At 42.3% G+C, this 17,783-nt stretch carries 9 protein-coding genes; all 9 read right to left on the reverse strand.

Translation table 11 applies throughout. From position 1 onward, the window contains the following. Positions 1-701: 701 nt before the first annotated feature. The 9 genes from brxL to brxC all read right to left on the reverse strand — a co-directional run bounded on the left by brxL (position 702) and on the right by brxC (position 17,743). Positions 702-2,750, reverse strand: coding sequence for a protease Lon-related BREX system protein BrxL (brxL, locus tag ACS8FC_RS12495; RefSeq protein WP_439297036.1), 2,049 nt, complete (start codon positions 2,748-2,750; stop codon positions 702-704). Then, positions 2,751-5,075: a BREX-1 system phosphatase PglZ type B gene (gene pglZ / locus ACS8FC_RS12500; protein WP_439297037.1), complete on the reverse strand. Its 2,325-nt coding sequence runs from the start codon at positions 5,073-5,075 to the stop codon at positions 2,751-2,753. A gap of 42 nt (positions 5,076-5,117) precedes the next feature. Beyond that, the gene (locus tag ACS8FC_RS12505; RefSeq protein WP_439297038.1) at positions 5,118-6,917 is read right to left on the reverse strand and encodes a DUF262 domain-containing protein; all 1,800 of its coding nucleotides are present in this window, start codon (positions 6,915-6,917) and stop codon (positions 5,118-5,120) included. Between the two features lie 70 nt (positions 6,918-6,987). Further along, the gene (locus ACS8FC_RS12510) at positions 6,988-7,878 is read right to left on the reverse strand and encodes a hypothetical protein (RefSeq protein WP_439297039.1); all 891 of its coding nucleotides are present in this window, start codon (positions 7,876-7,878) and stop codon (positions 6,988-6,990) included. 134 nt (positions 7,879-8,012) lie between these two features. After that, a complete protein-coding gene (locus ACS8FC_RS12515) occupies positions 8,013-8,699 on the reverse strand; it encodes a DUF4276 family protein (RefSeq protein ID WP_439297040.1) in 687 nt (228 codons plus the stop codon). Then, complete coding sequence (locus tag ACS8FC_RS12520) at positions 8,699-9,808, reverse strand: AAA family ATPase (protein ID WP_427647597.1); 1,110 nt, start codon at positions 9,806-9,808, stop codon at positions 8,699-8,701. The genes ACS8FC_RS12515 and ACS8FC_RS12520 overlap by 1 nt, the downstream gene beginning before the upstream one ends. Beyond that, complete coding sequence (locus ACS8FC_RS12525; RefSeq protein ID WP_439297041.1) at positions 9,809-10,795, reverse strand: DUF3644 domain-containing protein; 987 nt, start codon at positions 10,793-10,795, stop codon at positions 9,809-9,811. It lies immediately after the preceding gene. Between the two features lies 1 nt (position 10,796). Then, positions 10,797-14,279 (reverse strand): Eco57I restriction-modification methylase domain-containing protein, encoded by a 3,483-nt coding sequence (locus tag ACS8FC_RS12530; protein WP_439297042.1) that lies wholly within the window; start codon positions 14,277-14,279, stop codon positions 10,797-10,799. Further along, positions 14,279-17,743: a BREX system P-loop protein BrxC gene (gene brxC / locus ACS8FC_RS12535; RefSeq protein ID WP_439297043.1), complete on the reverse strand. Its 3,465-nt coding sequence runs from the start codon at positions 17,741-17,743 to the stop codon at positions 14,279-14,281. The genes ACS8FC_RS12530 and brxC overlap by 1 nt, the downstream gene beginning before the upstream one ends. Positions 17,744-17,783: the final 40 nt, after the last annotated feature.

The raw sequence follows: 17,783 nt of genomic DNA on the forward strand, positions 1-17,783 counted from the left end.
CTACTCTATAGGTTATCGAATCTATCAAACTGTCATCTTAAAAGTGAACTATCATAAATTGCTTTGACAACTGCCTTTGAGCAGTGCTGTGACTTGTTAGAGCTAGCAACGCCACCCGATACGGCAAGACAAAATGGCGCTTGTACTGATGTCACTGCCATCACCCTTAAATCCTCTTGATACCAATGATCTAGAAAGAAAAATAGTCTTACTGCAGTCCGTTGCTGGCATTACCTTGAAAAGCAATGGCGCACGCGTGGGCTATTGTTTCAATAAGAGGTTCATCCTCATTACTTAAAACCGCTGTCATATCCATTCGCTCATCAGTGATTATCATTAAGATAAGTATATTAAACTGCCTACCAATTAGTTTTCTAGGTTATATACTATTCTAAATTCTATCGTTTGCTTCAATAATCATGATCAATTGTTAGGAGGGTTACCCGAGGACTATGGATGTGTAGTATATAGAATGAAGTATATATCGACTTTTATCAGTATATAAAATTGGGCAAGCTCTACTGCTTAGGTGTTAATATCGTCATTTTTTAGGGTTTGTTATTATTAGATTTAGTGGAAAAAATAACGACGTGCTTAGCATAACCTAGTACAAAAAAACGCCGCTAAGTCAAATCAGAAATTACTTAGAGGCGCTTTTAAGATTTTACGAAATACTCAGGTGGTTTGAGTAATGTTAGGGTTTACTCTACTATAGCTTTCAACAGTGCATCACGCGCATCTTGATAAAACTGTATATCGATTTTGGTAGCCATATCATCTGACAAGTCATACAGCTGACGCCTAGCTGTAACAGGCATAAGTAGCACACTAGCACCCTTTTCTACTGCTAGTTCGGCAATATTGACCGCATTGGTGACAGGTTCAATAGAGCCACCCAGATTTATCTCTCCTATCAATATAAGACCGCCTTTTACTGACTTTTTCAGTATACTACTACACATAGCAACTAACGCTGCCACACCAATCCTAGAGCCTTTTTTAGCTGCATCGAAAGCCCTCAGTTGTACTGTGAACTCATGAGCTCTAGGATCACGATCCCCTATCAGCTGCATGGAGCGCGCATAGAGGTTCTGTTCAGCGTAACGTAAAGACTCCTTGAACGCAGCTGGTGCTGGATTATTAAGAATCTTCACTCCAGAGCCAGGCCCTTCGTTTACTTCTATACGATACAGACCAGCGTTATCGTCAATCTCAGACCCACCTTCACTAATAGTCCAAATCTGTCCTGGTTCTAATGGGTCATCACCTATCTCGTTATTAGCTCTCAGTTCTGCTGTAGCAACAAACTTTTCAATTCCATCATCACCGATAGTGTAACTGAAATGGGTATTACGAAACTCAGCAGCACCAACGCGCTTCTGTTGCTCCTTCACCCGGCGGCGTACTTCAAGCCCCAAACGAATTGCCCATTCCAAGTCTTCATCAGATACGCTAAGCTCAGCATCTGGATACATTAACTTTAGGAGCCCTGATACTGTTTTATTAACTGCATTGCTATCACGGCCACTGAGCGCACCACCTAAATACACGCGGTTCTGCATAGCAGATACACGACTTTGAAAGCGCAGGCGAGTCATGCATTCAGAAAAGAAGTCGCTAACTAAACCAAAATGGTCAGTAGTTAGCTCTTTACTCATTTTTGGGACATCCCAGCCTGGCAGGTAGCAATGAATACGATCCATCCATGCCGTATCATCACGCATCTCAGCAGGTAAAGGACCAAATAAGTGGCCCACACGTTGCTGATGCTCTACATCCACATCGAAGTTACCCACAAACACCAATGATCCATCTGCACGGATGCTTTCTTTACCTCGGCTAAACTCACCCGACTCCATGTAGCCTTTCATGATATTGACACCTTCTTTAGTATCGAAGGATATTCCGCTGACTTCATCAAAACAAACTACATCGTACTGACAGACCAAACCACGCTGCCCACTAGCATTGTTCACAAACATCTTAGCGATTGTTGCTTTACCACCAGAAATCAGATGAGCATAGGGTGAAACCTGCTGAAACAAGTGGCTTTTACCTGTACCACGTGGCCCCAATTCGACCATATTGTAGTTACGCTCAACGAATGGCACCATACGCAGCAGGATGGCATCTTTAGCCCGTTGTGATAAAGCGCTTGGTTCCAAGCCGATAGAGCGAATTAAGAAATCACGCCATTCATCACTAGTGTAGTTTGTGCGAGCTTCATTCATCACATCTAGCACGTTACGTTTTGACATTTGAATGGGTCGCAATTCAGCTATACCAAAAGCATTGCCTTTTTCTTCTGCAATAATACTGTCGTATTCAAGCGTTACTTCAGCATAAAACCCACCTGTCAAAAGACGCTCATTATCATCAACAATCTTGTCCGGTATACGTACTTTAGTAAGGTTTAAACTAGGTAAGCTGGCAAGGTAACCATTCTCTTTTTCGACAAACTTGACACTAACGATATCAATAAGCTTGGCTGATCCATCCTTATAGGCACGTGCTTTGAATAGCTCCTCCTCTCCTGCACGTACTGTTCTTGAAGACAGCTGACGCTGGACAATTTCAAGACCTTCCTCTATTTCATCTGGGTCAGTTGATGCGCAATAACGACCCAGCATAAACTCAACCACATAAGTTGGTACTGGGAACTGGCGAGCAAATGTACGGACAAGATCCTTACGAACGATGTAGCCCTCAAAGAAATCTGCAGCCTTTTGGTCTAGCGCATCTAATTCCACTTACATGTCTCCTACTAATGTTGGTTTTTTTGCTATCACATTGCCATGCTCGTCTAGCAGTACAAGAATAGCTGACGTATCTTCATATTCGTCATCCACCATGAGCGTGCATTTACCTTCTTTAAGGGGTTTACGCTTACTAATCTCAGAGTCTGAGTCAGCCGCATGTATTCGTAGTACTGCGACAACTCCATCAGAGTCGCTATCAGCTTGCACTCTGCACTGAAACCCAATCCAACGCAAATCTGATAAGGTCGCTGTAATCGATGATTTAGCAGCTGAGGCTGAGCTTTGTTCATTAAGAACTTCAATCACCGGTGTCAAGCACTCCTGTAGGCTCAAGCCACCATGATCATAATGCAAGCCAGCCTTAAAACACGAAACCCCTGGGGCCATAGCGATACTGACTTGGCTGTTCCAGTACCAACCTACCTGCAAATAGCCACTGGCAACTGAATCTTTAATTACTGCACATCGTCCCCAACGAGTCTCTGTTAAGTGTTTAGGTAGCTCCACCTTCGGCATCGTTTCAGGAGTCAACATCCACCCATGGTCCGTTACGATTCTAATTTTACGCCATCCTGCCGCCAGCAACTCTTCAATCCGCTCAACTATTTCATCTAATAAACTATCAACCCTTCCTACAAGTTTAAGACCTTTTACATGGCCCTCCTTATCTATATCGCCGCTTTGTACCCATGCATTAAATGCCGGATCTCCTGAGTCACCCTCTTCAAGGTAGAGCCAACCTTTTTCTTTCAGAAATTTTCTTAAGTAATAAGCAGAGAAGCTTTTATCTTCATCCAGTAGGCTTGGTTCAAAATCACGGTCGGTTCCTCTACCGGTTAGACGATCGTGTACTGGCGTGACAGCAGCTTTAGCCGTTGCAGTAACTGAAGGTAATGCCGACCAGTTAGTGGCAAGTCCAACCTCTCCCAATGGCTTTAACTGTTCAACAAGACGCTGTGCCAAGTCATAACGCAGGCCATCAACGAAGAATACCACCTCTCCCGCATCAGCATAATCAGCTGTCGCCTTGTTGAGTTGAGTTGTACCGGGATAGCCTTTCTCTTTTACTAAACTTTGGAAGTTATAGGTAACCTCATCGAGCCACGGCGTATAGATGAGGGCAAGCAGTTTTTGTACTAAAGCTTGCTGACTGGACCTTAAAGGATAAGCCAAGGCTTTGAGGGTTAGGTCATCCGCCTGCCAATACTCATCACGGTATAATGTAGCCATTTCCTCAGGATCAGTGCCAGAAAAACCCTGCTGAGTCATGTTTGCAACACCACTCAAGTACTCGAGCACCCCCGCCAGCGGGGCCATATCTAGCTTAAACCAAATCCAGTCGCGGCGTTCGGCATGATACTGTTCTAGTACAGCTAACTCTTGACGTATCTCGACTGAGTTAAGTGTTTGTAGCTGAGATAATGATTCTTCTAAAGCAGATTCTTCAGTTTGGTTTATAACTGGGTAACTTGCACCATCAGCAACAAGATCACCCTGAACCTTTAGTAATAGCTCGGGCAAAGAAGGGTAATGATGACAGGATTCAACATAACGCTGCCACACTCCCTCCCAAACTCCCTGGCGTTGGCACAACAGCTCAGCGGCTGTCAGCTCACCATCTTGCTCGGGATTTAAATGATATTCAGTTTCACAAATACCGACTAATGCTTGCCAGCGCGCCTCATCCCAGCGCTCACGGCAAGCTTTTTCATCGTTCATCCAACTGAGTAAATCACGAACTGGATCGCTAGACACCAGCTTGTTAAAGTCTGAAGCCTCAAGACGGCGGTTCGCCAAATCCTCACGCTTGCTTTCAAGAATCTCATTTAATACACGTAACATTGCCTGCTGGCTTTTGTCATCCCTAGCAACATCAAGACCAACACCACCGTTATCTGAAGTCAAAAAAGCATTTACGGTCCAATCACGTCCAGAATTATTATATATCCACCAGCTACCACGGTATTGCAGTTCAGCTAAAGGCATCAGCGCTTCAGGACAAGTAGCAATGGCTCGTAAGTCTCGGCGCTCAATGCCTGGCAAGTAAACAATAGGAGTTCGATCTGTAGGAAGCTCAACCTCTGAAAGAGCGCCATCAACAACACATTTAATCCAGATAGCAGGACCTGTTTTTTTCTCAGGAGCATAGTCTCCTAGAACGATCAGCTCAGGCATAGCGGCTTGCAACAAAGGTAGTGCTGACTCCCACTGCCGCTGTTTATCAATCCAAAGAATCACACTAGGAGCTACTTGAACATTTGAGTTATAGTTAGCGCTGGCACGTACTTCTTTGGCTAGTAAATCAATAATTTTCATAATCTTCCTATAAAGAGATAAACAGGCATTGCTATAACACTACTAGATACTGGCAATTGATACTGTTAATAGGTACTTTTCCATTATCTCGGCGACTAGTCTATCAGTACGATCTTCAATTTTTTGAACAGACCAACTGTCTTGTTCAATTAGTGATTCGTTTAAATATAGTCCATTATTATAGCCAACTTTACGCCCTTGCTTATCTACTCGGTTTTTCTTATCTTCAAAATTCTTATTACCTAGCGTGCTGTTATAACCAGAGATGGTTAAATTCCCCAAGCAGTGTACATAAGCTTGACGATACTCCTCAGCAAGCTCTGTATCTCCATTAGCAATCATTTCTACCCAGTCAATCGGTATGTTGTCGCCTTGAGGAAAAATATGTTCAATAGTCCAGATATACTTTTTACCTTTAAGCGCCCATAGATCCACTTGAGTCTCACGAGTCATACGACTTTCTTCTAAAGCACATAGAACGAAACGACAGACTGCTTTATTATCCTCGTAAATGGGTCCTTTGAGACTCTTCTTAAACTGCTCATCACTAGCGCTTTCGGCTTTGAGTCTAGTTTGAATATGCTTAACCACTTCATCACCTTTTAATGTCATGATACTCTCAACCACATCCATAAAAATACGAGTGAGATCTCGGGTTGGTGGTAAGTCAGTCGCGTTTCGGCGAACGAAATAGGAGATTAGAAATTCTACTGTTTGTTCTAAGTGAATGTCTTGCAGTTTAAGATCAGCCTTACATTCAAATAGCACCATTAGTAGTAGATATGCTGGTCTACCTTGGATACGATCTAATGATAGTAATAACGAAGATAATTTAGGCTGATTGGGCACAGCGCGATAACTTACAATGTGCGCATAGTATTCAGACATACGAATCATTGTCTGCAGAAAACCTTCAGCATCTTGGGTTATTAGCTTCTCATATATTTTAATCAGATTTGACTTGGTGGCTACCGGTACAGAGACTATCTGCTTTAAACTGGGCTTAAAAGCGTTGTAATATTGGCGGAAAAACCGTTCTTGCACTGCATAGTCGTCACCCAAAGCATCAATCACTTTTTTCCAACGATTATACTGTTTATCAATACTACCTTTATCTTGAGACTCTAGTACAGCAAGTAGCTTATTTTTGATAAGGTCGATGGCGGTAAGCGGCACGCCACGGTTATTTAGCGATTCAAATAAAGTGTAGGCGTCAGAAGTACTTGCTACTTCAATCTTCACTAAAGTTGCTGTATTTACTTTTTCTAATAATTCTTGAAGTTTAATAATCGGATTATCACTGTGCTCAAGATACTGGTTAATGCGAGAGTGAAAGTGCCGGTACGCTTTAAACACTCGGCGATTACCTGCATGTGCAGCCATCTCTATATCTTGAAGAATGCCTATACTATCCAATACCGAAAAATAATCTTGTTGATTATTATTCTGTACTTGAGGTACTAGACGTGGTTGATTTGGCATTTTCTTTAAAGCTAATTTATGCTTTAGATTGTAGAGCTCAATCTTTTGTTCCATAACGAGATTCGGCTGCTTATTGAAAATATCATAGATGGCAGCCAGCAAAATCGATATTGTCGTCATACGTTGTTGACCGTCTACTAACTCGAGCTCCCGAATTGCTAAAGAATCCTGAGATTGATTGATACAGATAATTGAGCCCAAAAAGTAATGAAGTTCGTTATCTAATAAATCATCGAGCAGTGCATCCCACTGTATACGACTCCAAGTATATTCACGTTGATAGCGTGGGATAACGTATATTACATCGCTTTCAATATCGAGCAGGGTAGAAACTGGGTAGTTATAAACAGACTTAATCATAATTCGTTAATCATCTTGGAAGTTGTTATATAGTCTTTAAGGTAGTTTTCAAAAGAGAATTCTCGACTCTCTATTTGCTGTGAGAAATCATTGATCCAATCGCCAGCTCTACGCTGGTATCTATCTTATTTTCAGGAGACATTACTCCAACTGGCCGAATAGCATAGTCCATTAGTACATTCAAAGCAGCATAACCTTGCTCGCCTAGAGTATGGAAATAGTCATTAGTAAGCCGATCTATATCGTTACGAAATAGGATTAAATCATTAATTCTATTTGAGCTGATAGATTTCTTAGGATTGAGCTGTATACCAAACACCTTACATGCCAGCGGCAACATATAACGCCTAGGAACATGAAAACGTTCGAGGTTTCTCAGCTGATTAATAAACTCAACTTCTAGCTCTTTAATTTCTCCAATATTCTCATGCCAGCGAAGCATAATGTCATGCAATTGCTTAGTGTGAGCAAAACTAATTTCTACACTCTTACTCTCAAAAATAACTTCATTAAGGTTAGTCAGACGACAGAAACCTATCTCAAAACATAGTCTATGCGTTCGATTATAGCTGTTGGTGATACGGATAAAAGGTATCCATTGATCATCTTTCCATGGCTCAAAACTACTTTCCTTATGTATCAGATCTATGTGACAAAAAGAGCGTGTTTTAGGCATTATTATTTTTAGGCATGCCATATCCTTCAATGCTGTGAAATCAAATACTACCTTAAGTGCTTCTGCTGCAAGCTCATATGCTTGCTGGTTAGTCACTAATTTATAATTCTCAGTCACTACCGCAAAAACATAGTCGCTTTCGCTCTCTACTACTGCAAAATGACGCGGCAATGCATGATAACCAAATAAGTCTCCACTCTGCCGAGACGATTGTATAAATACAGGTTTCAGTTCGACAGGAAAAAAAGCTACTGATGGATCATAGTCAGGCCAATTACACTTCATTTATTCAGCTCCCTGCCGCTGATTATCGATCCAAAGAATTACACTGGGAGCTACTTGAACATTCAAGTTGTGCTTAGCGCTGGCACGTAATTCTTTGGCCAGTAAATCAATAATTTTCATGATACTCCTTAGGGTTAAGTGTTATTACTTCGTACGACAGTAAGTCTTTCCAACTGCTTCAACCAATTATCAAATAATTCGCACTTTTGGCGCATACTGTCCAACCCTACTTCTAAAGCGGCAAGTGTACCCATTACAGGTTTTTCATATCCTCTGATCAAACTTTCTATTCGCTTACTTGGGGCAGTCTGAGGGCTATTATTGATATGCTCAGGGCTATCAAACTGCTCAGCTATATCAGCCAAATTCTGACTCAGATGCTCATTACTAATTCCTCTAGCAAAGGCAATAGGATCGCTAAACAATAAAGCTTCAAATTCATACATTTGTACGAAAGGAATAAAGCGACGCATAGCATTATCACCAATTAGGCGTGTGAGCTTTGCAGTCATTGCATCTTGTACACTTGTAGCTTTGGTAACTATATCAACTTGGCTATCATGAACATCTTTACCTGGAAAAGATTGGGGAAGACCGTAATAATCGAAAAACGTAGTACAATATGCCGTTCTTTCACCAAGTAAACGATTTTTTACGTCAGCCTGTAAACGGTCGAATTTGAAATTACCACCTTTATGTCCTGGTCTACCTATTAAGGCAGGCACAAGTGATATACCTTTTGCTTGAAATGTAGGAGCCAATAACTCTTTGACAAACATCTCTTCAGTTTGTCCTTCACAAATCACATGAACCCTAATCATTATGAAGGTCTCCCGCCCAAAATGTTCTTTTGCCAGAGCTCACCAATTGTATAATCCTCAAGCCAGCTGGCAAAATCATCCTCATCTAGGCGTTTGACGACCGTCCCGCTGTCTTCACGATCCACAACGATCAGGTCTTCAATGTTGAACTCATTCAGTAATGCAACTGACTGGGTTGAGACGATTACTTGCATACGCTCAGCAGCTGAACGCAACAAGGCTCCTAACAAAGTAATAGCATACGGATGCAAGCCAAGCTCTGGCTCATCAATCACCAATGTAGAAGGCGGATCAGGTTGTAGTAGCGCAGTAACCAAGCAAATGAATCGAATCGAGCCATCTGATAGCTGACTAGGCCAGAGTACATAATCACTATTTTTTTGTCGCCATTGCAGGTTGATCTGTTGTTCCTGCGTTTCCAACTCACGTGGTTTGAATACAAAGTCATCAAACACAGGAATTGCTAACTGTATAGTACGACGTATCTGCTTCAACACCTGAGGATGCTCTGATGATAGATGATACAAGTAAGCAGCCAAATTAGAGGCATCTGAGAACAGATAATCATTATCTTGTACTGAGCCCCAGCGTTTAACACCAGCAGTATCACTGGTGTCGTGAAAATGAAAGACCTTCCAGCTAGCTATAGAACTGTAGCAGTAATCAGCTTCACTACCTTTACTGGATGACTCATAGCGATGCTTAAGTTTTGCTTCTTTATGTCCAGAACCTAAAGATATCCACTTCTCACCATATAATGGCCCATCAAAATAAAGCTTTTCTTTGAAGAAAGAGAAATTTCCTTCAACTGTCGATTCAAGTTCGAATAGATATCCATTTAACCCAAACTCAATAAAAGACTGCACTCTTTCTGTTTCTTTTATACCATAGCTAAGAATACGATCAGCACCGCCCTGTTGGGTAGTCCAATGCTGCAAGCCGCCTTCAACCATCTTGCTTAGCATACGAAAATAATCAACAAAATTGCTTTTACCTACGCCATTTGCCCCGATAAACACGTTTAGCGAATTCAAGCGCAATCTATCCAAGCTTTGGATAGACTTGAAGCCTTTGATGGTTAAGTAATCAATGGATTTTTCTGTGCTCATTTAGCTACTACCTTTATACTTGCCAGCGTTATCTTTACAGTGTTTTCTTACTTTATTTAACCAGCTTTCATACCAATACCAAGTGTTTGCAACCTCAACACCAAACCCTTTTTGAGCTTCTTTTGCTTTTTTGGACTGCCACAGATTTGTATGATGGTGCATTTTAAACTTCAAATAACCTTCTTTTTGTATTATCTCGACGATTTTAGAGGGTAAATACTTACTCTTTTCAGTCTCTTTTAGATAAACATAGTCCTTATTCACTTTCTCAGCTAGTTCAGAATCCGCTTTTACAAACTCAATGACTTTGTCAGCCTGTCCACGTTTATTCGCTGTTTTTTGGACGAATAACACCCTGTAGGAATAACTTGGGTTATCGAATTCTTTGTCGCTAAGAACACTGTCAAACTTCTGTATGTAACCCTTAATATTAGCTGGCAAGTCAGCTTGTTCCTCTAGCATCTCCTTTTGCTCAATGGATATGCTAGAGAACTGCAAGCTAAACGACAGATGTTTTTCAATTGAATGCTCATCACCAAACAGCTCTTTTATGTATTGGTTATAATTAATAGCGCACGCTTGAAACCTGGCACTTAAAAGATCGTCAATTCTCGTCGTCATTTGATGTTCTATTTCATGTCTGAGCCCTATTAGGAAACGCAAATTATTAGAAGCGTTGTTATCAATAGGTGAGTTTCTGTCGTTTAAGCAGCGCTCAAGCTCCCAATACTTATAGGCTCCATGCTTAGTTTTGTCATATCTTCTTGATTTACCAGCTTCTTTATAATATCTATATTCAATCCCTTTCCCTCTGTAATAAGCATGCATCAGGTAGGTCCAGGAAATATTCATTAGCACAAGATATGATTCGGACTTAAACGTAATATTCGGATTATTAAAAATCTGGACCGCAGCAAGTGCGGCCTCTCGTGATTTATGAATTAGTTCATTCCTAATTGAGCCAACGCGTCTCGTTCTTTTTTGCACTTTAGCCCTCTCTTGCCGCGCGCTTGTAAGCCAACATCAAGTGATGATCATTAATTCGATCACCCTCCTTGCCTTCATACTCTAAACCTAAGGTGTACCAAGGTGCAGACTCAACATCTTTACCACGGTCTTTGGTCCATTTAACGTTAGGCTTCCAGCGCAACACGCCAGCATCTTTTTTACCAACATCACGAGCCTTCATAAATGGACGGATATTTAGACGCACACCATCGTTAAGATCAGGATTCCAGCCGATAGACTGCTCTGCTAAGGGCTTCCAGCGTACAAAGATATCGTAAGGCGCCTCCCCCTCAAGAATAGCTTCGAGCTCGCGCTTGAGTGCTTCGGCGGCAGCGAGACGTTCTTGCGCGCCGTCTTCGCCACTAGCCATCCCGCTTTGCTGGGTACGTATCCAGTCACCTAGATATGTATAAATCAGTCGTTCCAAGCCAGCTTTATCTAACACATGATAGTTAACCAAAGCACTAAAGCCGTCTGCTAGTCCATCCCATATATGCCAGATAAAAGGGCGATGCTGGAACATCTTACAGTGCTGCTCAAAGAATTTATCACGTAGCCATTGGTTGAGAGACTTACCAACTACTGTTTCCAATAAACTGTTCTTCAGAGGTGTTGTCCAAGCTTCTCCATACGCGGCTTGCAATAGCGCCTCTAAACGCTGATCTGCTGCCTTTTCACCGCGTACTGCTGGCAGGCAAACGATACCGTCGTCATCAGTAAATTGGTTAAGCTCTTGGCTACGCTCAACCCACTGTCTTTGTTCAGCGGCTAATTCCATTTCATCATCAATCTCAGCAGGCCAGCGGTAACCCAGCAGCCTGGCTACTGCAATTTGCAGAACGCTGTCATCAACTCGTAGTTCACCATTCACTGTCCATTTTGTTTTTTCATCCCATACAACAGAGCCGCAGGGATGACCATGGAATATCCATTGGGACGGATCGTTAGTATGAGGCTGTGGCAAGCCATTAGAATATTGCTCATTACAAGCTTTTGTCCAAAAAGAGCAATCAAAAGGAGCTTTAATCATAGTGGCATTAGCAACAGCAACTTTCTGGTCGATTTTTCTGATTTCATTCTGAAAGACACCTGATTCAACAAAGGAATATAGTGCTGAAAGGTTTTTAGAGTTTTTAGGAATTATTGGACAAACGTTACTATCGAAAGCTTCTCCAATATAAAGGGCAATTGGTAATGAGCTCATTTGTGAAACTGCCACTCCTTTATTTCCCCATGCAGCAAGACCTTGTCTACGAGCTAAAGCATGTCCATCTTCTACCCAATCAACAATATACTCAAGTCCACCATAAAATGTGTTCTTACTAACTGTGCTTTGTAAAAAAAGCCATCGAGGGGAAATGTCAATAACCTCCCAATACATTCTACGAAACCTTCCATCGTCGCCTGACTTTAACCCTTGAAAAGACGCAGCCATTGTAGATAGAAGATTAGAACCATTCAAATCCTCTAAAACGACAGCTACACCAGGATTCTTGAGCTGTTTACCCTGTTCTACACTTTTTACATCACCATTTAATAACCCAGCGGCTTTTTCAGTAACAGTATGAAATTTGGACACATCCAATCCACGAATCCATTTTTTTTGCTCGCTACTATTTAATAAGTCATTAAACTGACCAGTTGCATTACCTCGACTTAAAGTAAGTAGTTGTACATTGAAATCCCACATTGGGGTCTGGAATGCTTGCGCACCAAGACGAGCAATTAAGTTCCAAGTTTCATGATGTAAAAGCTTCTCACGAAACTTTCGATAATGAGCGAGAAATAGCCAGTTTTGTGGTAAGACAATACTTGCAGTACCACCTTCAACACAAAATTCTAAACAGCGATCAAGAAAAACCGTGGCTAGATCTTTCTTACCTTCAGGGTAGTAACGCTCACAATACTTCTTCAAAGTATCATCTTGTTTACCACGCGCCAAGTAAGGCACATTAGTAACAACCCAAGTATACTGACTGCCTAATAGTTCAGCCGCTTTTACTAAGCCCTGAGCCACAATCCCTGCTTCTAGTTGGTTTGTTTGCTCACTGCTATCAGATTGATTAGCCTTGCCTTGGTCTTTTGCTAATGCTTCTTCTAGTAACTGCTGCAGCTCATCCCACTTAGCAATCTTTACCGCATCACTACGGCGCGGGTTAATCAAACTACCTAACACTGGCGCATCCTGGAAGGTTTGATACATCCAGTCCAAAGCAATACTTAGGTTTTGCTTACCAGCATTTCGGCTTAGCGCTTTCCATTCGTCTCTGGCAGCAGAAATAGATAGACCACTACAGGCTAAATGCAACTCTGGTAGCTTACGATATCCACCACCATTTTTATATCGCCAAGCTTCTAGTGCTAATGCAAAGACCGCCAGCTCCACACAGCGTTGGTCTAACTCTAACCCGTGTAAGTTTTCACTGAGCACTTTATCAATAGCTTGTTGTTCACTGAGGCTCTCAAGTTGCATACGCATTGGCACAAGCATGAGGAAAATAGCCACTAAAAAGTGACCTGACCCGCAACATGGATCTATGGCTTTAAACTCACTGAGATCATCTGGCCAGGCATCAAAAGTGCCAGAAGCGGGTTGCCACTGTTTGGTTTGCTCGTCTTTTACAAAGCGTAGGTATTCAAGTGATACGCCTGGTATAGCGGCTTTATTGCGTAGCTCTTGTTCACTGCTGGCATGTTGCCAATCACTCTCAGTCAGTCGCTTGCCAGCCCACCATGCACCTAAGGCATTATCAAGTAAGAAGCTCACCATGTAAGGTTCAGTAAATAGCTGGGTAACAGGAGATAGCTCATCTGCGCCTATCTTCACTTCAGACGCATTCACCTCTTCTTTGCGCTTACTCTGCCAAAACTGATATACCCAGCCAAGGCTATCTTGAGCTTGGAAAGTTTCTAAGGATAAGCCAGTGACGAGTTGTTCTAGACTACGCTGATGTTCAGGAGAAAACTCCAACTCAAACACTGGGGAGTCGATACGGAAAATCTGCGGCAGCATCTTTGACGCCAGCACGCCTGCCAGCTCCCAACCGTTTCCACAGCGTCTTTCTAAATCATCACGGGCGGTATCTGGGTCTTGCACCAATTCGTTGCAATCAGCCAAGGTGAGCGCTGTGTATTCGTCGTACATGAGCAAGTTGTTTTGCTCAAGGAACCGAGCAAATAGCATGCGGTGCCAATGCTCATAAGCCACTTCGGTGACTAGGTTGTGAATGGCTTGTCTGCCGCTATCTTGTTTAATGTCACCTAATTGACGACCACGTGCACGCAAGCGGACACGCAATTTGCGTTGTTCATCATTTAAATAATCAGCAGGTTTTGCATCACCCACACCCAGACGGCTGAGTGCTTGAGTTGCCGCTAGCTCAGCAATATCACGGGCTTTAATCACTGTTGCCTCTAACGTACGACGCAAAGCTTTATCAAGAGGTTGTCGAGTTGTCATCATTAGAAAGTCACCGGTCCATCACTAAGTTTATTGAGAATTTGAGTTTTAACTTTAGCCAACCAAGTATCAACATCTTCTTCTGTCTCAAAGGTCGCTCGTGGCAACGTAATACGCTGTAACTTAGGCTGCAATCTCTGTATCGCATCCATACGTGCTTTATCAAAATTACTGGCAAGCGCATCTGTACGATCTCTCCACTGCTCGAAATTAACCTCATTCAAAGCATCGAGAATGGCATCAGCGTCATTTAGAGCAGGCTCATTAAACGTCGTTAGCTTGAATTTATTAAGAACCTCATTCTTCTGAGTCTCATCCAACTGCTGCCAATAGCTATCATCTTCCAGTTGAGCTAAATACTTGGCGTGCTGCTCAAGATAGCTATCCACACGATATTGTACGGCTTCTCGTAACTTATCAACCAACTGCTTTTTAAGATTAGTAATTGGATTAGGCTCATCGAGTAACGATCGATTGGCTTCGATGGCATTTACTTCAGCTTGAATATCAGCTTGGAATGACAGGCCCTGACTCTGGTCTAATAAGTCTTTTAGCACAAACCAATCGGGTCGTCTTTTTTGAATCTTATCAGCAGTCTCAGTCCATTGTTGGAGTGATTGCTTGATGGCATCTTGCTCATCTAGAACATATTTGAGCTTAGCATTACCAGATTGCTGTGCAATCTCGTCAAACAAACGGTAGCTTGGGCGCTCAGGCAAAGGCGCATCACCACCCGCTTCTTTTGCTAATGTACGACCTTTATCTATTAGCGAATCTAGTTTAGCCGCTTCTTCACCAGGCTGGCACGAGATGCCACTAGCACTAATTAAGCCGCGTATCTTAATCATATCTACTGGACGAATAGTAATACTTTCTGGTAGAAAATTAGTTTGGCTGATTTGCTTGCGTTCTAGCTCTTTTACAGAGATGGGATGGTTTCCATTACCTTTAGCAATGAGAATACCACTAGCCAATAATGCATATAGAGCGCCGTCGATAGTATCTTGCGGCCAACCATAAGGAGCGGCAGAAAAATGTTCTCGAATCTCACTACCTTTTTTAGATACCCCTATATAGCGCTTGATCTGTGCGCAAACCGGATGCTGCTCAGGCTCATCAGAGTAACCTACAGCTTCTAATGCATTCTGTCCGCCATCTTTGCGAGCTCGATCATAGACCTTACCCCATCCTGTATTATCAGCAACATCAAACTCACGATACAGACGCACCAAAGAGGCTTTAGCAGCCGTCTCAACACGCTCTGCAATACTACTGCCTTCAACTTCGCTGCCGCCAGCTTGCAACACTTGCACGCCAGCAAAGATTTCATTCAATAAAGCTTGAACTTGCTTTTGTGCATCACGGTGGCGAGTTTCCATCGCACTACGAGCATCCGTACCTGCGTCAGTATTAGGGATACCGCGCTTTTCTAGTGTGGCAGATGCTGCATTCTCTGTAATGATTGCATTGGTTAACTCAGAGCGATTACGCGCAGGAATATAAACAAAAATTGTCGGCTCGCTAGGCTGGCGGCGACGCGCTTCAGAGACAAAGCTTTTTTCATCAAGGCTCCAACCATCCTGTATCCAAACATAGATTTTTTCACTGGCATCACTTGGCAGCTCCAAATCAAAACTAACAATCAGCTGGCGCATCTCATTAGACTTACCTTGAGTTAGACGAATCTTGCTAATATCCTGACGAATAGATTTATGCAGCAAGTCCACGCGTATATTTTCAACGCGCTGCATATTACCACGCAGATCTGCCTCCTCCTGACGCAGAGTGTCATACCACTGAGCACTTTCTTGAGTTTGTAATCGATACTCAGACCCAACACTAGTCTGCATGACCATTAGCAGACCTTCTTCAGTCAATTCATTTAGCAACTTAGGTACAGCAGTACGAATTTCATCCTTACCATTATTCAAATCTGCTATTAGTAAATCCGCGAGCATATCAGAGGTCGCTCTCACACCACAGTCAGCTGCTGGATCAGTAGGTAGCTTCCCGATTAGTAATATTAAAGCAAGTATGCGAGCTTTAAGCCTATCATCAGCATCACCCGCAGAAAAACGACCAATGGTTTCCGTGATTTCTTTAGAGATTACACCTGTTTGTAAAAGATTTACTGAGATTTGATCATAAATAAAGTCAGCCGGTACAACATGACCTAATGGTTGATCTGCTGTGGCTTGAGCGGCTTCATGAATCACTTTAAGCTGATTGCGTAGCTGAGACACTGTGCCTGTGGTATCTACAATACGTAAGACCTTTTCCCAAAAACGACGACGTACCGGCAATAATGGATAGTCAGCCAGTAACACTTTCTCATCATCACGATGATGTTCAATTTTTGTACCTCGTAATTGCCGAGCGATTTCTCCTAGATGGGATTGCAACATCTCCTCTAGCTGAGGTTTAACTGAGGCTTTTTTCTGTAAGATAACCTTGCGGATAACCGACTCTACATCAGTATCAGATAACTGTACCGGAATCTGGAAGCGGCCAAGTAGACGTTGTAAGTTTGCCATCCCCGATAACGCACTTTGACCAGTGGCGACAAATAGCAGTTTGCTTTTAAACTTAGAGTGTTTACAGCAAGTTTCAACCATTTCTTGGACTTGATGCGCCTTTTCAGCGTCAGTGCCAATATATTGTTGCACCTCATCTAATACAATCAGAGTCAGGGGGAAGCCATCATCTGATGCCAAAGCATCATAAATTGCATCGACCATCTGTTGGTTAGTAACATCTGAGGCAATGGGATACTGTTCACGAAGAAGCTGTCGCACCTCTTTAAAGTCTTCGCCTAGCGTATTATCTTCTTCCAGCAATGCTCCAGCAATACTACGAGAGACATAAAGATCTTCTAATTCATCTTCCCAGTAGTCTCCTTCAGCTTCAACCCTTGCTTTAGTACTCTCAAAAATACCTTTTTTCTTGAGCCACATTACAAAGCGAGCTTGATGGTACTGCTCTGGAAGTCCAACAGATTTGAATATAATATTAAGTAGTGCCATGCGCACATTATTATTTGCACCTGACCCTAATGTTCCAGATGCGGCATGAAGACCACCATATCGATTAGCAACACTGCTCAGCTCTTTGAATTGATCTTTAATTTCTAATGGCAAATCAGCAATATCCCTTGCTCTAGTTCCATCATTGAATTCTTGGTTAATCCAAAAAGCTCTAAGCATCTTTGCCAGGTGCGACTTACCTGAACCGAAAAAACCAGAGATCCAGACTCCTGGCTGCTCATGATCACTGTTTAGGTTTGTCAGATAGGCAGATAAAATTTTATCTAATCCAGCTTCATACTCACCATCACAGACGAATGTCTGTATTTCATAACGCAAAGTTTTAAGAGCTTGATTGGACTGATCATCTTTTACTTCTGCAACACCATTGTTTTCTAATCGGTTCAGCGTCGGATCTAACTGATAAATTTCACGGTTCAACATTTCTTCAAGCTCCATTGCAAACATTACGCTGATCTAAAGT

This window comes from Psychrobacter sp. 1Y4 (assembly GCF_051847555.1).